Here is a 21,404-nt window from a genome sequence, read left to right as displayed (position 1 = left end):
TTCATGGTATAATAGATGGTAACAGAACAGTTGCCGTCTTTTTTTGTCGGCTGATAGAAAGTGAAAAATATGTTAAAGAAAAATGATATTGTAGAAGTAGAGATTGTCGATCTGACCCATGAAGGAGCAGGAGTTGCCAAGGTAGATGGCTTGGTCTTTTTTGTAGAGAATGCTCTACCGACTGAGAAGATCCTTATGCGTGTCCTTAAAGTCAACAAGAAGATTGGCTTTGGTAAGGTTGAGGAATACCTTACACAATCTCCTCACCGTAATCAAGACTTAGATTTGGCTTACCTGCGTTCAGGGATTGCTGACTTGGGACATCTAGCTTATCCAGAGCAACTCAAGTTTAAAACCAAGCAAGTAAAAGATAGTCTATATAAGATTGCTGGAATCACGGATGTAGAGGTCGCAGATACTCTTGGTATGGAAGATCCTATCAAGTATCGTAACAAGGCTCAGGTTCCTGTTCGTCGTGTCAATGGTGTTCTGGAAACTGGTTTCTTCCGTAAGAATTCTCATGACCTTATGCCATTGGAAGATTTTTACATTCAGGATCCAGTCATTGACCAAGTTATCCTTGTTTTACGAGATTTGCTTCGTCGTTATGACTTAAAACCATATGATGAGAAGGAACAGTCTGGCTTGATTCGTAACCTTGTTGTTCGTCGTGGACACCATTCAGGACAAATCATGGTTATCATAGTGTGTACACGTCCTAAAGTTTTCCGAGTAGAACAATTGATTGAACAACTAATCAAGCAATTTCCAGAGATTGTGTCTGTCATGCAAAATATCAATGACCAGAATACCAATGCCATTTTCGGGAAAGAATGGCGTAGGCTTTATGGTCAAGATTACATTACGGACCAAATGTTAGGGAATAGCTTCCAAATCTCTGGACCAGCCTTTTACCAGGTCAATACCGAAATGGCAGAGAAGCTTTATCAGACAGCTATTGATTTTGCGGAGTTAAGTGAAGATGATGTGGTCATTGACGCCTACTCAGGAATCGGAACTATTGGATTATCTGTCGCTAAGCATGTTAAGGAAGTTTATGGAGTAGAAGTCATCCCAGAAGCAGTAGAAAATAGCCAGAAGAATGCTAGTATAAATGGCATTACCAATGCTCACTATGTCTGTGACACAGCTGAAAATGCTATGAAGAATTGGCTCAAGGAAGGCATTCAACCAACCGCTATCCTGGTTGACCCACCACGCAAGGGCTTGACCGAAAGCTTTATCAAAGCAAGCGCCCAAACAGGAGCTGACCGCATCGCCTATATCTCCTGTAACGTCGCGACCATGGCGCGTGATATTAAACTCTACCAAGAGTTGGGCTATGAATTGAAGAAAGTCCAGCCGGTTGATCTTTTCCCGCAAACGCACCACGTCGAGTGTGTAAGCTTGTTAGTGAAACGCAGTTAATCCTCAAAAGGTTCACCCAAACCTTTTGAGTCCCGCAAACGCATCATGTTGAGGCAGTATCACTGCTTGTACGAGCTGAGGCATCAGCGAAGTAGAAACAGATGATCTGCCCATGGGATAGGTGTCGTAGAGTGAAGAGATTATGTCGAAGTAATACGGTGATTCCGAACCGCCGAGTGTGTAGGATTACTTGTAAAAGAGTAAAAACTTTGGAACGAAAGGCTTTTTGAAACCACTGGTAACAGTGGTTTTGCGTTTTATCAAAAGAAAATATTGTTTTCAACTAAAAATCTTTTTTATGTACTTTAAGAAAAGACAACTAACTAAAAGCCGTTTAAATTGTAGTGCATCCGCTTTATTTGTGATATAATATCTAAAGATTTATTTACTGGAGGAGTAATTAATGAAATGTCATCTTTCCACTTTGATGGGGAAATCAAGATTATGCATACAAGATGTTCATAAACAAACTAAGTTAGCTAGAAGTACTATTACTCAACTTTATCATGATAGAGCTACTAGGATAGATTTTGAAACTATTGAAAAATTGTGTAAGTTATTTGATTGTGAGATTGGAGACTTACTTACCCTAGAAGGAACAAAAGAAGAATTGGAGCTGGATAGAATGAATTTTCGAGGTATTTCATTATTTGCGAGTGCTGGAATAGCAGAAACTTATTTTGAAAAGCATGGTATTCATGTGAAGGTTGCTGCTGAGCTATTACCTGAGCGAGTGAGGATATACAAACATCTTTATCCTAATGTAAATGTTTTTCAAGGAGACTTAACTGATAAAGAAGTTTATGATAAAGTGATCAAAGCAGCTATAGACGAAAAATGTGATTTTTTAATAGCAACACCTCCTTGTCAGGGAATGAGTACTGCTGGTAAGAAACTTAAAGATGATCCTAGAAATAGGTTAATCATGGTTGTAGTTAAAGCAATCAAACAACTTAAACCTAAATTCGTAATTATTGAAAATGTCCCAGAGATGCTAAATACAATGATTGAAATCAATGGTGAGTGGGTTTTAATTAATGATTATCTTGTAGCGGAATTGGGAGAGGAATATAGATTTAATGAGAATAAAGTTGTCAGTGCTAAAAATTACGGAGTTGCTCAATCAAGAGAACGTTGTGTGTACCTCCTGTCAAGAATTGATACTAACATTCAGTGGGAATTTCCAGAACCATCAACTAAAATTGTGACTATGCGTGATGCCATTGGTGACTTACCATCATTAGATCCTGATGTCACAGATATTAGTGAGGAAGAAAGAGTTAAACTGTTCCCAGATTACTATATAAAAAAAGAAAGAGGACTTGCTGTATCGAAATGGCATTTTCCACCAAAGCATAAGTATAGACATGTTATTGCAATGATGCACACACCAGAGGGATGTTCAGCTTGGGAAAATGAAAAGTACTATCCTACTTTGGCAGATGGGACAAAATCTAAAGGATATAAAAATACTTATAAAAGACAGTGGTGGGATAAACCAGCATATACTGTAACTAAATACACAAGTAGGATTGGCTCTCAAGAAAATGGACATCCTGGATTTGTGATTGTTGATTCTGTTAATGAAGAAGAACGAATTTGGTCCGATGCTAGGGTTTTATCGATTTTCGAATTAATGAGAGTGTCTTCGTTACCTGATGATTGGAATATTCCTGATAATGCTAGTAGTAATCTAATACGTGAAATTCTTGGTGAGGGAGTTCCACCGAAGCTAATTGAGCAAGCAATAATAAGATTGGAGCAATTGTTAAGTGAGTGATATAAAATTTAAAAAAAGAGTCAAAGCACTTTCCCTATTTTCAAATGTTGGTATAGCAGAGACTTATTTATCGGATGTAGGTGTGGATGTATGTGTTGCTAATGAACTTTTAGAGGAAAGATGTAAATTTTATTCACATTTATATCCAGATGTTAGTATTATCCAAGGTGATATTACAGATAGGGATGTTTTCGATAAAGTGATGTTGACCGCAAAAGAAGCTGGTGTTGAAATGGTTATTGCTACTCCCCCTTGTCAAGGGATGTCAAATGCGGGTAGAAAAGATCCTAAAGATTCTAGGAATTTTCTTGTCCACTATGCAGTAGAAGCAATAAAAGAATTGAAGCCTAGATTTGTCATTATTGAAAATGTCACAATGCAGCAACATACGCAGATATTATATAATGATGAGTATATTTTTATTCCTGACTATATAGAGCGAGAATTAGGTGCAATTTACAATATCAATACAGATCGTATTGTTAATACAATGGATTATGGAATCCCACAATCAAGACAGCGGTATATCTATCTAATGACCTTAAAATCCGAAGGAGTTAAATGGGAATTTCCTCCAAAAGAAGAAAAAATTATAACGTTGCAAGATGCTATAGGTTCACTCCCTTCGTTGGACCCACATATAAGAGAAAAGGATGAGCAGTGGCGATTTCCTGACTATGAAAAAAAGAAATTAGAAGGTTTGAAAGTGTCAAAATGGCATTATCCTCCCACTCATAGCTGGAGACAAGTTGAGTGGATGATTCACACTCCTAGCGGAACTTCAGCATTCAAAAATGATAAATTCTTCCCTATGACAAAGGGTCGAAGAATTAAGGGAGCACCTAGAACATACATGAGAATGTTTTGGGAAAAGCCAGCAACAACAATAATGCAAAATAGTGGTGTAATATCAGCATTTTCTACTGTACACCCAGGAAGATGTATTGTAGATAGTGTTAATGACGAACTTCGTGAATATTCAGATCCACGAGCACTATCTATATATGAATTAATCATTCTTTCTTCATTACCACTAGATTGGAATATTCCTAAATGGGCAAAAGAAGTTCTTATTCGCAAAGTTATTGGAGAAGGTATACCTCCATTACTTATTAAAAAAGCAGTCATTTCTCTTATAAAGGAGGGACATTATGATAGGTAGACTTACCATAGATAAAGCGAGTATGAATTTAAGTTACTTTTTGTATACAATCAGAATTATTTCATCTAATAACGGTAGTATAAGTCGCACAGATTTTAGTATGCAGATGGGGAAGTTTATAGGTCAACCTTATGATATAGAAAATCGAACTCCATTTAATAAGAGTAAATTTCCTAGATATTTTGGATTTGTGGATGTAAAAATTGATTCTAATAATAAACCATTACTAGTATTAACTCATAGAGGAGAAATTCTCAATAACTATATTGAAGATTCTGGTGTTGACATTGAATCTAAAAATAGGTTTAAGATTAAGGAAGAGAACCGTTCTGATTTTATTAACTTAATCTTTGAAAGTGTAATTTTTGATACCTTTGGAAAAAATAACTGTGGTGCTGAACAGTCAAATACAGATATTGAACCAGCTAAAATTGTTTTTAAGACTATATATGAGCTAGGCTCGGCTACTGCAGAGGAGATTTGCTTTGTAATTTACGGTTTGAATAGAGGGACAGATGGTAAGACTGATAGTCCTGTTTCATCTTTCGAGGAGGCGATCGAAACAATAAAAGCAAATAGAGCAAAAAGTATTGATGACTATAGTGAGTTCATTGAACAGTGGAAAATTAAAAACATTGTCAATGACTGTAAAATAATTAATATTTTTACTGATCCAAGTATAGGTTTATTAACAAGTGTAAGAGATGAGAATAGTAAAAAAATATACTATTCTTTGAGTGATAACGTGGAAACCGTTCATAAAAAACAAATTGAAGCTATATCAGCTACTTTCCAACCTTTACAGATTTTTGCTTACTCAAATGACAATCTTAAATCTATAAAGCATTGGATTAATGATACAGTATTAGGGAGAATAAGTGATGAGACATTTGTGTACAGGTATCAGTCGGACAATCAGGAGAGACTGTTATTTGCTTATGATTCAGATGAAGAATTTCAGCCATTCCTATTTGAAAAAGCACTATTAAAATCCTTTAATAATAGCAAAAACAACATTTATCTTATTATTGAGGGGATTGATGAGGATACACTTTATAAAACATTTGGTAAATATGCTCAATTGATGAATAGGGTTAATAATTTCCTCGATAATGATAATGGTTATTCAAGAACACCTGTTAAAGATGAGACTTTATACCAGTATTTAGTTAAGAAATCAAAAGAAGCTGAATCTATATTGTCACCGAATGAAATAATTATTCCACCTAATTTAAATATTATAGGAGCTATTATTATGGATGAAAAAAAAACTGATATGAATTTTGATTTTGAATTCAAGAGAGTCTTGATTAAAAATGACTCAGACATAAACGAAAATATTAATGATGTAAATTTAGAATATGAAACAACTCATAAAAGTGCTTTTTCACTGAACCGTGTTCTTTTTGGTGCACCTGGTACTGGTAAGAGTCATAAGTTAGGTAATGATATGGTCGACTTACTTGAAAATGCTGAAAAAGACTATGAGAGGGTAACTTTCCATCCAGATTATACCTTCTCTCAATTTGTCGGTACTTATAAACCAGTCCCAATTATAAATAAGGATGGAAAAGAAGAAATCTCTTATCAATATGTCCCTGGGCCATTCATCCGTTCTTATGTAAAAGCACTAAAGAGTGCTCAAACAGATAATCCTAAACCTTATCTTTTGCTAATCGAGGAGATTAACCGAGCTAAGGTTGCAGCAGTCTTTGGTGACATTTTCCAATTATTGGACCGAAAAAATGGTGTCAGTGAGTATCCAATTCGTACTTCTGAGGATTTGAGACATTATCTTGCAAACGAACTGAAAGTTTCAGAAGATAAAGTAGCTACATTGACTTTGCCAGACAACCTATATATTTGGGCTACAATGAATAGTGCTGACCAAGGTGTTTTCCCTATGGATACTGCCTTTAAAAGACGCTGGGATTTTGAGTATCTAGAACTAGATGGCGGAGAAGCTGATATTGAAGGATATAAATTTAATGTTGCGAGTCAAACTTATGAGTGGAATGCACTTCGTAAGGCACTCAATGAAGTTTTATCTGAAGATTACAATGTCAATGAAGATAAGTTGATGGGTCCATTCTTCATTAAACTTGATTCATATAAGATTGAGGTTAAATCAGATGCTAGTAATCCAGCAGGGTCAGATAAGAAATCTTATGAGCCTATACTAAGTGACATGTTCCTTGATGTCTTCAAGAACAAGGTCTTGATGTATCTCTTTGATGATGCCGCTAAGCAGAAGAGGAAAGATTTCTTCCAAGGAATAGAGAATTCAAACAGATACTCAGTTATCTGTAAGGAGTTTGAAGTTAAAGGATTGCAGATTTTTACTCATAGTGTCTCAAAAAAATATGATGAATTTGCTTCAAGCGATAAGGACTAGATTATATGAAGTCAGTGTTTATTCGTGAACAAAAGAGATACTTTTTTCATAATCTTCAGGTTCTCTTTGATTTAGAGAAAGAATCGCTTCAAAGATTACTCCAACGCTTGAAAGCCTTTGGTATCTTAAAAACTGTAAAAAATACAAAGGAGCAACAGGAATTATCAGACTTGTTTGAAGAAGATGCTGAACTGGAGGAACTTTCTTCTGGTGGGAGTGAGTCGCTCTATGTCTTTACCTATGTCGGGCTTGTGATGATTCATAACTTCGTTCTTAAGTGTTATCCTAAGTATATCGATAAGGAAGAATATCTCGATATCAAGCTCAAAAAGGTTATTCAAGTTATTGAGAAAGCTGATCAAAAGGAACAAGAAATACTGATTTATTCAGAGTATGATTCAGGCAGCTCTTTCAATGAACTAGCTCTAATTATGTATCTCTTTAATGATTATTTTGAGTATGGTTTGTATAATGTTGAGGATACAATTCTAGAAATCAATGGCTATGGGGATATTAACTGGGATAGAACTATTAATGACACCTTTACCATTATTTCGAATAATCGACCTTATTATCCAGAGTTGGTTACTCAACGGAAGATTGATGATGAAATGCACTTTATCAAACGAATTCATGAAATTATTTTGACTCTAGCGACTAAGACTTTGCAGCATGCTGAGTTGCATAACTTACTAGGCTTACCAGAACTTCTTTTGACAGAGGATGAGCTGGATGATTTAGCTGAAAAAGACTATATTCTTTATCGAATCGAGCAGCAACTTTCAGTAGAGTTTAATACTAGAAACCAATTGTTACTGAAAGCTCTTTATATCTATGTTGATAAGAAGGATACATCATCAGTAAAAAGTGATATCAGTTTCTTTGGAACGAACTCATTCCACGTAGTTTGGGAGAAAGCTTGTGCAGTAGCTTTTGAAAACCATCTTGATCATTCACTCGAGTCTCTTGGACTGGGTGATAGCACACAATCCTTGAAAGAATTTTTAGAAAAACCCAAATGGACATCTAAAGGAATATCTCAGTATAGTTCTAAGACTCTTGAACCCGATACAATATCTATACAAGATTCATTATTTATGATTATTGATGCCAAGTATTATCTCTTAAAAGTTGAAGCAAATGGACTATACAATAATCCAGGGATTGGGGATGTCACGAAGCAATTCTTGTATCAATTAGCTTATAAAGATTTGGTTTCTGCCAAAGAAAAAGATCTAGTTGTGAAAAATTTCTTTGTGATGCCAACTGAGTCAGAAACAGACCTCGACTTTGGTTCAGTGACCATGGAGATGTTTACAGGTAAACCTTTGGAATTAAGTCCTATTTATATTATTAAGTTGAATGTAGCTGAAGTTTATCGTGCATATTTAAAGGAAAGCCCACTTAAGGAGGTAATTGAAACATTAAAAGGTAGCAGTAGTATTATTGGGGTAAATGATTAACTATTTTAGTAGTAAATAATTTTACATATTTATTTTAAATATGCATTTGGAATAAGTCAGTATATACTTTCGTTCAAAAAGTGTTATTTAAATGTTGATTCTATCACTTTAGTTCTATAATATAGAAGTTTGCAAGCACCACATGTTGAGGCCGTATCACTGCTTGTACGAGCTGATTCATCAGTGAAATAAAAGCAGATGTTCCGCCCATGGGATAGGACTCGTAGAATGAGGAGGGAAACTGACGAAATGATACGGTAAGTCCGAACCGCCGAGTGTGTAAGTTTGTTAGTGAAATGTGGATAATCGTTCAAAAATCAGAAGAACTAGAGATGTATATGTTGGAATTATATCAAAATCCTTCTTATAAAGATCTAGTCGTATTTGGGTCCTTAAAAGAAGGAAAAGAATTTGTATCCAAAATAACTGGATATACTCTAGAAAATGAAGATGATTTTGTTCAAGGTAATAAAGAAGAAATAACGAAGATTTATATGAAAGGTTTAGAGTAAACATGAGTCTCTTATTTGAAGAATTTAAAACCATTTGTTTCCATTTAAATCGAGTCGGAATTACACCGACACTGATGGGTTCTTTGGGATTGGAGTTTAGAACGAAAGAAAATTGGGGGCCGTCTGATATTGACATTCATGTACCTGGTGACCCTAGAGGTTGGGAAGCACCTGACCATCTCAGAATTTATGACTGGGACAAGATAATGAAAGTGATGAAAGACTTAGGCTACGTCTTAATAGATATTCATGAGCATGAATTCAAAAAGGATCGAGTGAGTGTTGAATTTGGAAGTATCGATTCCTTACCTGATTTTGCAGGTGTTTCGGAATCGGATATAGAGCTTATTCACATTGAATGCATCACTTTTCGTCTTCCAAGTCTGGAGCAGTATCTAAGTATTTACAAAGCTTCTTCTCAAGACTCCTATCGAAATGATCACAATAACAATAAGGATTTTAAAAAGATCGAGTGGCTGGAAAGACATTTGTAAATTATCATATGAAAAGTAGTAAGTTGTAAGACTGGCTGCTATGTTATTTTTATTATCATTTTTATTGGTTATTTAATTTATACTATATTTGCGAGTACTAGAATTAGTAATGAAAAGCAGGTGGAAAAATTGTAAAAGAGCCACAGGGACTTTTCTGGAGTAGACATCACGCATATTTTTCGGATTTAGATGGATATTATTGGGAAGTTTCTTGGGGGACCCAATTTTCAATTTGATGAAAATGGACTATTGAAATTTTAGTAATTAAGGGAGATAGCAAAAATGGCTTCAAGTAAAGAATATTTAGATTTCATTTTAGAACAATTGTCCGAGTTGGAAGAAATATCATATAGAGCAATGATGGGTGAATATATAATTTATTATCGAGGGAAAATCATGGGTGGAATTTATGATGATAGATTTTTAGTGAAGCCTGTCAAATCTGCAATAGTGTATATGCCGAATGTAGAATACGAATTGCCGTATGAAGGTGCAAAGGAAATGCTATTGGTAGATGATGTTGACAACAAAGAATATTTAACCGGCTTATTTAATTCAATGTATGATGAGTTACCTGCACCAAAACCAAAGAAAAAGAAATAATAAAATCTCAGTTTATCTAGGTAATACTATTTAACGATAACCTTATGCTATCGTTAAAAAGTTTATAGAACAGACAAGACTACCTGGCATAATTAGTGTTCACTCGTTTCATGTTGAGGCGGTATCACTGCTTGTACGAGCTGAGGCATCAGCGAAGTAGAAGTAGATGCTCCGCCCATGGGATAGTACTCGTAGAATGAGGAGGGAAACCGACGAAATGATACGGTAAGTCCGAACCGCCGAGTGCGTGGCTCTGCTTTTCCTATCTGAGACAGTCGAAAAGTAGAAGGGGATGGTATTAGTATCAATCAATGAGTAACAAAGTAACAGCATGATTCGAAACATTTGCTTGTAATTTGCGGAGGAACATCAATATGGATGGAATAACAAAAGAATCTATAAAAACGGCTAAACTAATGAAACAATTATGGCCCCAATTGACCGATAAAGAAGCTATTGATGAAGTAAAAAGATATACGAATGGCAAAAATACTGCAATCTTTACTGAAGTTGAAGGTGACACAATTGTAGGTCTAGCACTATGTTCACTCAGATTTGATTATGTTGAAGGTTGTAAATATAGTCCTGTTGGATTCTTAGAAGGGATTATTGTCGACGAGGAATATCGTTTAAAGGATATTGCTAAAAATCTCTGTACAAAATGTGAGGAATGGGCGAAAAATAAAGGATGTAAGGAATTTGCAAGTGACTGTACTTTAACGAATACGGATTCTATAAGATTTCATCTCAATATTGGATTTCAGGAGGCAAATAGAATTATTCATTTTAAGAAGAAACTATAATTTCAGAACGTGGTCAAAATTTATGTATCTTTAGGAAGTGTGAAAGATTGGACGAACAAATTTTTTTGATAGGTGGAAATCCGCCGATCAAGAACCATACGATTGTTAATAAAATTGTGTCATCAAGGAAGATCGAAAGAATTGTCATTTTTACAGTTTATCGAGAAAATTGGGAACCGTATATGAAAAAGTACACGGAAGTTTTCCGCAGCCATTTTTCTAACCTAGACACTGATTACTTACTCTTGGACACTGAGCAGATTGATTTTGATAGCTATTTAGATGCTGATCTAATTATTATCGGTGGTGGAAATACGGAAAAGTATTTAGCTACTTACGTCAATCCGCAGTTCAAAAATTATATCGATCGTATGCTGAATAAAGGGGCGAAAGTTATGGGATTTTCTGCAGGAGCCCTATTATTAGGAGAAAAAGTCTATGTTTCACCTAATGATAATTCAGATCATCAGATAAAGATAAAAAATGGATTAGGACTCTTTAGTCAGTTTTTAATTAGTGTCCATTATGATTCATGGAATGATAAAGCTAATAAGGATAGAGCTGAAGAACTCGTTAATGTTCCCATAATTCCACTAAATGATCATTCATGTCTTGTATTGGATAAACTTGGAAATATCATAGAGAAAATTGACTAGTTTTCATTATCTAAATCTTGATCTAGGTAACTAAAGTGTAGACGAACTGGATAGGTTACTAGTGAAAACTGCAAAAAGTGTTGTGAAATGAATCGGAGAGTGCTTGATGGATTTTAGTAGTAAGATAGCTATAAATAAAGGCTGGTCAGATGATAAAAAATATTGTGTGACAGATCAATATCAGCAAAAATATTTCTTGCGTGTTTCTGATAAGGAGAAGTTAGATTCTAAAAAATTTGAATTTGATATGATGGAGAAAGTAGCTTCTCTTGGAGTTCCTATGTGTAAACCGATTAGCATAGAACTCTGCGATGACGAGGTACACTCTTTACACGAATGGATAGACGGGAAAGAAGCAAGAGAAACCATTTTAACTGTTTCGAAAGAACAACAATACACTTACGGAGTAGAAGCAGGAAGAATCCTTCAAAAAATTCATTCACTCCCTATTACAGAAGTTCGTGAAGATTGGGAAGTCTTTTATAATCGAAAAATTGATGACAAAATCTCCAAATACAAAGAATGTCCAGTTCAATATGAAAATGGTCAGATTTTTATTGATTTTTTAAATGCAAATAGAGAATTATTAAAAGATAGACCTCAGGTTTTCCAACATGGAGATTATCATATCGGGAATTTCATGATTGGTGAAGATCGTAAAATTTATGTCATTGACTTTGATCGATTTGATCTTGGAGATCCTTGGGAGGAATTCAATCGTATTGTATGGTCTGCTCAAGTCTCTCCTTCTTTTGCGTCAGGTATGATAGATGGATATTTTGATCATAAGGTTCCGGATTTATTTTGGAAACTTCTTGCTATCTATATTATAAATAACATAGTTGGTGCTCTGCCATGGTCTGTTCCTTACGGAATCGAAGAAATAGCAGTAATGCAAAATCAAGCTAAGGAAATTTTAGAATGGTATGATGATATGAAGCAAATCATTCCTAGTTGGTATTTGATTGAGAATAGGTTGAATAATAAAAGGGTTTAAATATCAATTTGAAAAAATGTCAAGATTATTTGCTCATATTATAATGAATTCAATTCTTTATTAATACCTATCGAGAAATATCTTGAAAATTGGGATGTTGTTTCGGGTTCAAGTTACATGAAAGAATATATTTTAAATTTAGAAAAAGAATTCTCTTTAATAGAAAATGGATTTAAAGAAGAAGAGCAAAGAGCTCTTGCTGACTATCTCTCGAACGATAATGCGTATACCAAAGAATTAGCATTTTTAGCCTTTAAATCCAATGTATATCAAGTTAGAATGTACAGTGTATTTCTCTTTGGATATTTGTCATCGTATGAAGAAATTTTGGTCTTCATGAGGGATGAGGTTTCAAAGGATGACAATTGGAGAGTTCAAGAAGTATTAGCAAAAGCATTTGATGAATTTTGTAAGCAAACAGGTTATGAAAAATCTCTTCCGGTTATTGACGACTGGCTTCAAAATAATAATCCAAATGTCAGAAGAGCTGTTACAGAAGGTTTGAGAATATGGACGAGTAGACCATATTTCAAGGATAATCCAGATGAAGCTATTAAACGAATCGCAACATTAAAAGAAGATTCTAGTGAGTATGTTAGAAAATCAGTTGGAAATGCTTTAAGGGATATTAGTAAGAAATTTCCAGAGTTAATTAAAGAAGAACTTGATAGTTGGGATGTTAAGAGTAAAGAGACTCAACAAGTTTACAAGTTAGCAAGTAAATTTATTAAGTGACAATTATCAGCTATAAAGTTGGAAAAATGGTAACTATAAAATAGTTTCATTCTAAAGTTTAATTTTAAACAACAACTCAGTCACTTTCATTCTATAATATAGAAGTTTGCTAACACCACATGTTGAGGCCGGTATCATTGCTTGTACGAGCTGAGGTATCAGAGAAGTAGAAGCAGATGTTCGGCCCATGCGATAGGACTCGTAGAATGAGGAGGGGCACCGACGAAATGATAGGGTAAGTCCGAACCGCTGAGAGTGTTTTTCTGCTCTAAAAAGTGAACGAAAGGAATAATGAAAAGCGTGAAGGTAGCTTCTCTAATCGAATAGAGGGTAAGAATCAGAGTAATAGTTCAAGTTGGGCTTCTGGATACTATAGTCTGACATGCTATCAATCTATTTCAGAAGCTGGACAAATTGTAGTAACTTTCCTTGAATGAACTAAGGTAGATTTATAGGAGACTGTGACTGTGAAGTTGCAGTCTTTTTAGGGGTTTAATGGTATAATGAGATTATAAATGTGTATAATATTTAAATTCTCTGGAGGACGCATAATGTTGAATTTAGTAAAAGGTCATCGAGTTAGCTTGGTAGAAAACCTGTTTGAGTCATTTACAAAGTTAACTGAACATCATTTGACGGCGAATGTACACGCAGAAAAAATATTAGAGGTTTTTCAACACTTTATTGCGATTCATGACGAGCCCTTGTTTTTTATTTTGGAATTGCCTGTCAGTATTGATAGAGAAAAAGTGATAGCAAAGAATATTATCAAGGAATCCCATAAGGATGTTTATTATATTGATGGTTGTTCAAGAGAGGAATGCCTAGCACTGTTGATTAGATACGGTGATTTGCTTATTAATGATGGACTTAGTCAGTTTGGATTTGGTGGGCATAAAAGTCATGATGAGATCATGCTTGATAGCTATAATGTTGTGACAATTTATAGTAAAGAACTATCGAAATTTAATGACTTTTTTGAACCTCATAATATTCAATTTGTAGAAGAACTAGTGACTGCTTGGAAAACTTTTTCTAAGACCTCACCAGGAATCTCTGAAATCTATGAAAGTAATGGAAAAACTGTTTATGATTTGCCTTTAGAATTAGCTGAATGGGGAATATATTTAGCTGAAACTCGAACAGAATAGGTATAGTTATAGATTAGAAATAGAATATTTCAATTCCTCTAATACCCGAAATTTAACTTGAGTCAATTTATAGAAGGAAAAGCTAGATGTAAGCACACGTTGAGGCTGTATCACTCTTTGTACAATCTAAAAAAAGTAGAGTAGATTTTTAGTATATTTATAGATGTGACATTGGACATTAGGAGGTATTTTATGTTAGGAGCAATAGTTGGAGACATTGTTGGTTCTGTTTACGAATGGGACAATATTAAAACGAAAGACTTTCCATTATTTCGTGAGGATTGTTTTTTCACTGATGATACGGTTATGACCTGTGCTGTTGCAGAAGCCATTATGAATGGCGGTCAGAAGGATAACTTTATTGACGCCATGAAGAAATATGCTAGGATGTATCCCGATGCAGGTTACGGTGCGAGATTTAGTAATTGGGTTGATGGCGACGATCGTGAACCATATAATAGCTTTGGCAATGGCTCAGCAATGCGTGTTTCTCCTTGTGCTTGGGTCATGGATTGTAGTTTCTGTGCCAGAACAGGAGCCTGGCCGTCCAGAAGAGCTCTTGCACGACTTTCTGCAGAGGTGACTCATAACCATCAAGAAGGGGTCAAGGGAGCTATGGCGACGTCTGATGCTATCTTTATGTGTCGCTATTACTTTGGAGGCTATAGTGGCGACTATGAGCAACCAATCAACGATAATCCTACAGAATGTAAGAGACTTATCAAGGAGCACATAGAGGAAGAGTATGGCTATGACCTATCGAAAACTCTGGATGAAATTCGTCCTACTTATCGTTTCAATGAAACTTGCCAGGATACGGTACCTCAATCTATCATTGCCTTTCTTGAAAGTACAGACTTCGAAGATGCTATCAGAAATGCTATTTCTCTCGGCGGTGATAGTGACACTCTCGCTGCGATAACAGGAAGTATAGCCGAAGCTGCTTATGGTATACCTGATTGGATTAAAGACAAAGCCTATACCTATCTAGATGAGCCTTTAAAAGATGTGCTCAGACGATGGGAAGAAACGATTGTAATAAAATAATAGTGTACTATTATAGTACGTAATTACTAATGTTAGAGTTGCAGTGATTAGATTTGAAGGAAGGCGGGTTATCGATGGTTATATTGGAATTGTACCAAAATGATTTTTCTAAAGATTTAGTCGTGTTTGATTCTTTAGAGGAGGGTAAAGCCTTTGTAGCTCAAATCCCTGGGTATACATTAGAAAACGAAGATGGTTTTGAAGTGGAGTATGTAAATCCTAAACACTTGCCGGATTATATGGAAATTGTGTTCAATGGAAATATTGTCCCTTTATCTAGGTTTTCGTTTAATTCTGAGGAAAATGTGGACATTATTTGGAAAGAGATTTCGAATCTATCGGTTAAAAACGATAAAGTGATTGAAGGAGCTACAAAAGTCGATGCCTATGTCGTTAATAACGATGAAGTCAAAGCTTATATCGAAGCAAGAGAAGGAAACTTTCGAAAGGCAAAAGACTTTTTAGAAGGCAATGGATTTGAAGTTGACAGAAGCTTTTTTGGAAGTGAAGACGGTGAGGCGATTGTCTACAGAAAAAAAGATACCGAAGATTGGCATTTCCTATGTCACTTAGACCCATCGTTTGTAGAGATTGAAGATGTAGAAGGATATGTGAAAGAAGCGATGGAGGAGCTACAATAGTCAACCAAAGTTCGTTTTAAGTTTGTAGGATTGCCAGTTAAAGCGATTTTATATAGTTTTTAAATAATCAATAAAAAAATGTAGTATTTTAGCAAATATAATCTGGAGGTTTAAGATGCCAACTACAATAGAAGTTAATAAGCAGAGTGTTGAGGCACTACTTGGTAGTGGAAGAACAAAACCATTTGTTATTCCAGAATATCAGCGTCCTTATGCTTGGACGGATGAACAGGTTGAAACACTGTTTGAAGATTTATGGGAATTTACCGTCAGTAATGGTGGTACTGAACGCGAAGGTTCGTATTTTCTTGGAAGTATCGTTTCGTATGAAAATGATAATGGTGAACAGGAAATTATTGATGGTCAGCAACGTATTACCTCTCTGTTTTTATTGTTAAGAGCGATTTACACAAAGCTATTTAATTCTCCATTATCAGAACGAACTCCAGAAGCGAACAATTTTATTGGTAAGATTGAACCTTCAATCTGGCGCACTAATAAACTGACTGGAACAGTTGATTATAAGACTACTCTTCTAACATCACGTGTTGTTAATAATGAAGGTAATGAAATTCTTCGTAAAATTCTCGAAACTGGAAGAGCAAATAAAGATTCTAAAGATAATTATTCTAGAAATTATATTCATTTTCAGGAGTTACTTGATAAACATTCAAGTGATAATCCCTTGATGATTTATCAGTTCATTTATTCCCTATTAAATCAAGCTATTCTTTTACCAATAACTGCTGATACCCAAGATACAGCATTGACTATTTTCTCTACTTTAAATGACAGAGGTTTACCGCTATCTGATGCTGATATATTTAAAGCTAAGATTTATAACCATCTTGAGGGAAAAGATAAGGAAATATTTATTGAACGCTGGAAAGAGCTTGATGAACAAGCTACAGCAGCTAATGAAAGTATCCAACAATTATTTTATTACTATATGTTCTATCTTAGAGCTTTGGAAAAAGATACTAAAAGTACTACACCTGGTGTCAGAAAATACTATTCGAGTAACAAATTTGAACGCCTTTATCAATCTGAATTATTAGATAATTTATTCGTAATGATCGAATTATGGAAAGTAATTAATAAAGGTGAAGTGCTGGAAGATGAGAGTTGGTCATCAAATATAAAGATAAAACAAACATTAGATACACTTACTTCATATCCTAATGAGTTCTGGAAATATCCGGTGATTATATATTATATTTGTTATCGTAAGGATAAAAACTTTGAGGATAAATTTGCAAGATTCTTAAACAAATTACTCGCTGAACTAATGACAAAATACATTCTTATTCCAACTATCAATGCTGTTAAAGGTGATATTTTGAAATTAAATTCAGCAATTGTTGTATCAGATATTCCTAAATTTGATTTCAAAGAACTAGACCAAGCTCAACTTGAAGCAGGAATCCAAAATCCTCACCGTAATGTGGTGAGAATGTTGCTTAAAACACTTGCTTATAAACATCAGGATTCATTATTACCAAGTAAATGGGAAATCGAGCATATCTTCCCTCAAAAATGGCAAACTAACTATTTTATCGATGAATCAGATGATAAAATCCGAGAGAAAATCGAGCATATAGGCAATAAATTACCATTTGAAAAGAAGTTAAATATTATAGCAGGAAATGGTTACTTTGCTAAAAAGAAAAAAGAATATGCAGCTTCTAAAATCGAAATCACAAAAGTTATGGGACTTTCTGAAATTCAAGAGTGGAATTTAGAGTCAATTTCGAAAAGAGATATCAGGATTTCAGATTCTATTATTGCAATTCTTAAAAAATGGAACAAAGAGTATTCGGTTATTACAAAAGAAATTGTTTCCAATAAACCTTCAGATGAGGATTTAGCTCGTATTGCTGAATTTAAGGAAAAAGGCTGGATTTAACGGTAAATCAATAATAAGTAGCTGTGCGCTTGTTTAAACTACTTTAGATTTTTATAGAGAAAGCGTGTGAGATGAGAAAATAGTGGAGAGAGATTTAATGCTAGAGTGGAAATCTATTATTCCAGAAGATGAATATGAAGCTAGTGCGGCTTTTAGTGAAAATAGTCATTACGAAATTTCTACGATGACTTTGAAGGGAAAGAAACATCTGATTCGATTGAAATTTCCCTTCTGTCATTTTTACCAAATCACAGATAGAGACTTATTTGATGCTCTTCATCAGATTCCTAGTTTGCCGGAGCTTGAATCCCCGATTTGTAAGCTAGAGACCAGTAGCCTGATTACAGAAGTGATTCATAGGGCGGGTGGAGTTTTGGCTGAAGAAGATTTGGTTCATTTTCGTATTTGTGCAAAGAATCTAGTCTTTGACTTAGTTATCTATAAAAATGAAGAGAGTGATCTAAGGATAGAAGAGGTTGAACAAAAATGAAGTGGGTTCATATTGGTGAGGAAATAGAGTATGATTGGTATGAATTACGGTGTCAACTTTCTCAAGAAAATAACCTGCAAATTTTTCTTGAGGCTTTAAAGAATCAAAAGCTCAAATACTGTATTGATTTTGGTAAGATTCTTTTTTGCAGATCCATCGATGAGGGGTGGGACCTGAATTTACTAGAAGAAGATTTACTCAGCGGACCAGAAATTCCCTGTTTATCAGATGGGATTTTACTTGAAATGAAAGACACTCACCTTAAAAACAGAGTTCAAAAGTTTTATCCTGCCCCCATCTATCACTACCAAGTACAGGGAATTAATTTTGGGATAGACGTCCTTACAGAGGCATTTCCGATTATAAAAAAACTAGACTGAAGCCTAGATAAACGTAAACCTTTTCAACAATAAAATAGACTCCATAATATCTATAGGGAATTTATCCACTAGAAATATTATAGAGCTTAAATCCTTACAGCTTTATCTACAGATTTTGGTAAGTTCTTTATAAAATATCCACCCTGAGGGAATCGAACCCCCATCTCAAGAACCGGAATCTTACGTGATATCCATTACACTAAGGGTGGAAACTTTAATTATTATATCAAAAAAGAGAGCTGAACTCAAGTTTTTTCTAAACTCAGCAAAAGGAGAATAAAAAAAGGATTCAGTATTGAAACGAATCCTCTATATGATTATTTTTTCTCAAGAAGAGCTTTGATTTCTTGAAGAACTTCCAATTCAGTTGGACCAGCAGGTGCTTCTTCAACAACCTCTTCTTTTTTAGTAAGGCTTTGAGCTTTTTCCATAGCTTTAATCACAAAGAATAGAACAGTACCAACTACAAGGAAGTTGATAATAGCACTCAAGAATTTACCGTAAGTAACACCATTCCATGCAAGCTCAGCTATGTTTTGTACTTTCGCAGCTTCCAAGGCTGGGTTCAATAGGAGTGGAGTGATGATATCATTAACAAATGAAGTAACGATAGCACCAAAAGCAGAAGCGATGATCACACCGACAGCAAGGTCTACAACGTTACCGCGGAGCAAAAATTCTTTAAGATCTTTTAACATTTTCTTCTTCCTTTCGAAATTTTTACAATCTAAATTATAACTTAATCATCTGTTGAATGCAAGAAATATGCTTAGTGTTTTTTAAAAACAAAAAATTTACTGAAGATATAGTTGAGGATTATGATTGTAACTTGTGCAAAAATAGTCTCAATTGTATTGATAGTATTGAGATTATCACCTACAAACTGACCGATAATATGGGGGAAACTCGTCACAAAAATAAAGGTCAGAAGAAGGTCTAAGAGGAAGGTAATGAATCTTGCGGTCGTAAATTTTATCAGACGATTGAACCAATTTTTTCGTTTCTGTTTAAAAACAATGGTATCATTGGTGAAAAAAGCAAACAAAATTCCAGTTATATTTCCCAGAGCAGTCGCCCATAATTCTTGTTGGAAAAAGTAAAAAATAGTGATACGAACAATGATAGAAACAAGTGTAGTTGCAACTCCAAAAAATAAGTAGGAGAGGATTTCATTGTCGAAAAATCTTTTTATGGATATTTTCATAAAAACAGTATAGCATAAAGGACATAAATGTGCTATACTTGAAAGGTTGACTTGTTCAACCCTTGGTGCTTAGCTTCTTTCACCAAGCATATTTTACGCGGGTTACTCGCTAAAGGAGAAAACATGAAAAAACTAACTATTCGTGATATGGCAGATATTGCCATTGTCGCAGCAATTTATGTGGTTTTGACAATCACACCACCCCTTAATGCTATCAGTTACGGTGCTTATCAGTTCCGTATTTCTGAAATGATGAATTTCCTTGCCTTTTACAATCCTAAGTACATTATCGGTGTTACTCTTGGCTGTATGATTGCTAATTTCTTCAGTTTTGGAATCATCGATGTCGCAGTTGGTGGAGGCTCTACGCTTGTCTTCCTAAGTTTAGGCGTATGGTTGTTTAGCAAATATAAAAAAGACTATCTTTTTAATGGATTGATTCGTAAAGATCATTTCTTCTTTTCAATTCTTTTTTCGATTTCAATGATCACCATTGCTGCTGAATTGAACATCGTAGCAGAAGCACCTTTCTTCTTAACTTGGTTTACAACTGCTATCGGAGAATTCGCTTCTTTGATTGTTGGTGCTATTCTTATCGGAAAAATCGGTAAACGTCTTGATTTGACCAGATAAAGAAATCACATGAAATATTATTGAAAATGGCTGAACTTTGTTCAGTTTTTTTCTTTATCCATGAACCTAGAAGCTCAACAAAAGTGGTATAATAAAGAAAAAAGGGATTATTTTAATATGTATGGTTATCGTATTTCAGTTTTTGAAGTCCTTTGGAAAAATCAGGTCATTAGATTTTTGTTTATTTTTTTAGCACTATTTTATTTCTATCTTTTTTTCCAAAGAGTTAAGACATCTTTAAAAAGTGGTGGGAGTATGTTGGATCCTTTTCATATTGCAAAGGGAAGATTATATATCCATAATGCTTATGTTTTTAGAAAGCGAATTATACCACTGAATAATATTAAAAAGATTGAGGTCTATTTTAATCAAAGTGTTAAATTGAATGGAGCTAGCTATTTTTTGAGTATCCAACAAAAGAACGGAAAAGCTCTAGCCTTTTTCTTTGGACAATCAAAAGAGAATGATAAGCTTGTCAGAAATCTAAAAAATGAAACGAAAAAGTATCATATCAAAGTCATCATTCACCGACAATTCCAAATATTGGAGAGGAATAAAGATGGAAAGGCTACAAATAATCAGAAATAATCAGCATTTAAAAAGATTACTTTTAGATGAGTGTGATATTTACTTTTATGATCAAATCAGAGAGGTGCAGTTTTCTAACAACAATGAGGAATATTCTCTAGCTTGTCAGGCCTTTGCTCAGGACGGCAGCGGGGGAGAATATGTAATTCTTGAGGATGAGAGTATTGGCTTTATAGGGAGTGAAGGCCAAGTTGGTCGGGTAGCAGAAAGCCTTGATGACTTGCTTACTTTCTTAATTCATGCTGGTTCTATCTCAGACTTTTCTTGTCGGTTACTCTACCAAAACATACTAAGATTAGTAGTGAGGAAATCTCCGACGGGAGAAAGTACTCACTA

General features: G+C 34.7%; 22 protein-coding genes, 1 tRNA gene, 2 pseudogenes and 1 riboswitch. Of the genes and pseudogenes, 22 read left to right on the top strand and 3 right to left on the bottom strand.

What is annotated here, in order from left to right; translation table 11 throughout:
* Positions 1-69: 69 nt before the first annotated feature.
* From rlmD to RQ973_RS03040, 19 genes and pseudogenes are all read left to right on the top strand, one after another.
* On the top strand, positions 70-1,428 hold the full coding sequence (rlmD, locus tag RQ973_RS03130; protein WP_311522710.1) for a 23S rRNA (uracil(1939)-C(5))-methyltransferase RlmD: 1,359 nt from the start codon (positions 70-72) through the stop codon (positions 1,426-1,428).
* 403 nt (positions 1,429-1,831) lie between these two features.
* Positions 1,832-3,208, top strand: a complete 1,377-nt coding sequence (locus RQ973_RS03125; RefSeq protein WP_083301288.1) for a DNA cytosine methyltransferase — start codon at positions 1,832-1,834, stop codon at positions 3,206-3,208.
* Positions 3,201-4,370, top strand: a complete 1,170-nt coding sequence (locus tag RQ973_RS03120; protein ID WP_075231766.1) for a DNA cytosine methyltransferase — start codon at positions 3,201-3,203, stop codon at positions 4,368-4,370. Before RQ973_RS03125 ends, RQ973_RS03120 begins: the two co-directional genes overlap by 8 nt.
* Positions 4,360-6,765 (top strand): AAA family ATPase, encoded by a 2,406-nt coding sequence (locus RQ973_RS03115; protein WP_075231765.1) that lies wholly within the window; start codon positions 4,360-4,362, stop codon positions 6,763-6,765. Before RQ973_RS03120 ends, RQ973_RS03115 begins: the two co-directional genes overlap by 11 nt.
* A 5-nt stretch (positions 6,766-6,770) precedes the next feature.
* Positions 6,771-8,228, top strand: coding sequence for an LlaJI family restriction endonuclease (locus RQ973_RS03110; protein WP_075231764.1), 1,458 nt, complete (start codon positions 6,771-6,773; stop codon positions 8,226-8,228).
* Between the two features lie 338 nt (positions 8,229-8,566).
* Positions 8,567-8,740, top strand: coding sequence for a hypothetical protein (locus RQ973_RS03105; protein ID WP_261676325.1), 174 nt, complete (start codon positions 8,567-8,569; stop codon positions 8,738-8,740).
* A 2-nt stretch (positions 8,741-8,742) separates the two neighbouring features.
* Positions 8,743-9,234 (top strand): phosphoribosylanthranilate isomerase, encoded by a 492-nt coding sequence (locus RQ973_RS03100; RefSeq protein WP_075231762.1) that lies wholly within the window; start codon positions 8,743-8,745, stop codon positions 9,232-9,234.
* 119 nt (positions 9,235-9,353) lie between these two features.
* A pseudogene (locus tag RQ973_RS03095) lies at positions 9,354-9,495 on the top strand (VOC family protein); the annotation flags it as partial.
* Between the two features lie 21 nt (positions 9,496-9,516).
* On the top strand, positions 9,517-9,837 hold the full coding sequence (locus RQ973_RS03090) for a TfoX/Sxy family protein (RefSeq protein ID WP_075231761.1): 321 nt from the start codon (positions 9,517-9,519) through the stop codon (positions 9,835-9,837).
* Between the two features lie 374 nt (positions 9,838-10,211).
* Positions 10,212-10,640, top strand: coding sequence for an aminoglycoside 6'-N-acetyltransferase (aac(6'), locus tag RQ973_RS03085; protein ID WP_075231760.1), 429 nt, complete (start codon positions 10,212-10,214; stop codon positions 10,638-10,640).
* 47 nt (positions 10,641-10,687) lie between these two features.
* On the top strand, positions 10,688-11,296 hold the full coding sequence (locus RQ973_RS03080; RefSeq protein ID WP_075231759.1) for a Type 1 glutamine amidotransferase-like domain-containing protein: 609 nt from the start codon (positions 10,688-10,690) through the stop codon (positions 11,294-11,296).
* A gap of 106 nt (positions 11,297-11,402) precedes the next feature.
* Positions 11,403-12,293, top strand: a complete 891-nt coding sequence (locus RQ973_RS03075) for an aminoglycoside phosphotransferase family protein (protein WP_075231758.1) — start codon at positions 11,403-11,405, stop codon at positions 12,291-12,293.
* 117 nt (positions 12,294-12,410) lie between these two features.
* Positions 12,411-13,028 carry a DNA alkylation repair protein gene (locus RQ973_RS03070; protein WP_075231757.1) on the top strand — a complete coding sequence of 206 codons (618 nt, stop codon included), beginning with the start codon at positions 12,411-12,413 and terminating at the stop codon, positions 13,026-13,028.
* A gap of 551 nt (positions 13,029-13,579) precedes the next feature.
* On the top strand, positions 13,580-14,179 hold the full coding sequence (locus RQ973_RS03065; RefSeq protein ID WP_075231756.1) for a hypothetical protein: 600 nt from the start codon (positions 13,580-13,582) through the stop codon (positions 14,177-14,179).
* 192 nt (positions 14,180-14,371) lie between these two features.
* Positions 14,372-15,226, top strand: coding sequence for an ADP-ribosylglycohydrolase family protein (locus tag RQ973_RS03060; protein WP_075231755.1), 855 nt, complete (start codon positions 14,372-14,374; stop codon positions 15,224-15,226).
* Between the two features lie 74 nt (positions 15,227-15,300).
* A complete protein-coding gene (locus tag RQ973_RS03055) occupies positions 15,301-15,867 on the top strand; it encodes a hypothetical protein (protein ID WP_075231754.1) in 567 nt (188 codons plus the stop codon).
* Between the two features lie 115 nt (positions 15,868-15,982).
* Positions 15,983-17,773, top strand: coding sequence for a DUF262 domain-containing protein (locus RQ973_RS03050; protein WP_075231753.1), 1,791 nt, complete (start codon positions 15,983-15,985; stop codon positions 17,771-17,773).
* 97 nt (positions 17,774-17,870) lie between these two features.
* On the top strand, positions 17,871-18,263 hold the full coding sequence (locus RQ973_RS03045) for a hypothetical protein (protein WP_075231752.1): 393 nt from the start codon (positions 17,871-17,873) through the stop codon (positions 18,261-18,263).
* Complete coding sequence (locus tag RQ973_RS03040) at positions 18,260-18,643, top strand: hypothetical protein (RefSeq protein ID WP_075231751.1); 384 nt, start codon at positions 18,260-18,262, stop codon at positions 18,641-18,643. The genes RQ973_RS03045 and RQ973_RS03040 overlap by 4 nt, the downstream gene beginning before the upstream one ends.
* A 137-nt stretch (positions 18,644-18,780) precedes the next feature.
* On the opposite strand, the gene RQ973_RS03035 is transcribed toward RQ973_RS03040, so the two are convergent.
* The 3 genes from RQ973_RS03035 to RQ973_RS03025 all read right to left on the bottom strand — a co-directional run bounded on the left by RQ973_RS03035 (position 18,781) and on the right by RQ973_RS03025 (position 19,847).
* Positions 18,781-18,852 (bottom strand) — tRNA-Arg (locus RQ973_RS03035).
* Positions 18,853-18,960: 108 nt separating this feature from the next.
* A complete protein-coding gene (gene mscL, locus RQ973_RS03030) occupies positions 18,961-19,341 on the bottom strand; it encodes a large conductance mechanosensitive channel protein MscL (RefSeq protein ID WP_075231750.1) in 381 nt (126 codons plus the stop codon).
* Between the two features lie 71 nt (positions 19,342-19,412).
* The gene (locus RQ973_RS03025; protein WP_075231749.1) at positions 19,413-19,847 is read right to left on the bottom strand and encodes a GtrA family protein; all 435 of its coding nucleotides are present in this window, start codon (positions 19,845-19,847) and stop codon (positions 19,413-19,415) included.
* A 28-nt stretch (positions 19,848-19,875) separates the two neighbouring features.
* Positions 19,876-19,973: riboswitch (PreQ1 riboswitch) on the top strand.
* On the opposite strand from RQ973_RS03025, the gene RQ973_RS03020 reads away from it, so the two are divergent.
* From RQ973_RS03020 to RQ973_RS03010, 3 genes and pseudogenes are all read left to right on the top strand, one after another.
* Positions 19,971-20,480, top strand: coding sequence for a QueT transporter family protein (locus RQ973_RS03020; protein WP_060955655.1), 510 nt, complete (start codon positions 19,971-19,973; stop codon positions 20,478-20,480). It overlaps the preceding riboswitch by 3 nt.
* Positions 20,481-20,540: 60 nt before the next feature.
* Positions 20,541-21,068: a hypothetical protein gene (locus RQ973_RS03015; protein ID WP_311522709.1), complete on the top strand. Its 528-nt coding sequence runs from the start codon at positions 20,541-20,543 to the stop codon at positions 21,066-21,068.
* Positions 21,040-21,404, top strand: a pseudogene (locus RQ973_RS03010) (hypothetical protein); the annotation flags it as partial. The gene RQ973_RS03015 and the pseudogene RQ973_RS03010, both read left to right, overlap by 29 nt.

The sequence above is a fragment of the uncultured Streptococcus sp. genome (genome assembly GCF_963511325.1).
In the GTDB taxonomy this organism is placed as follows: Bacteria; Bacillota; Bacilli; order Lactobacillales; family Streptococcaceae; genus Streptococcus.
The sequence above is the reverse complement of the archived record's forward strand: the minus strand, read 5'-3'. Positions and strand labels throughout refer to the sequence as shown.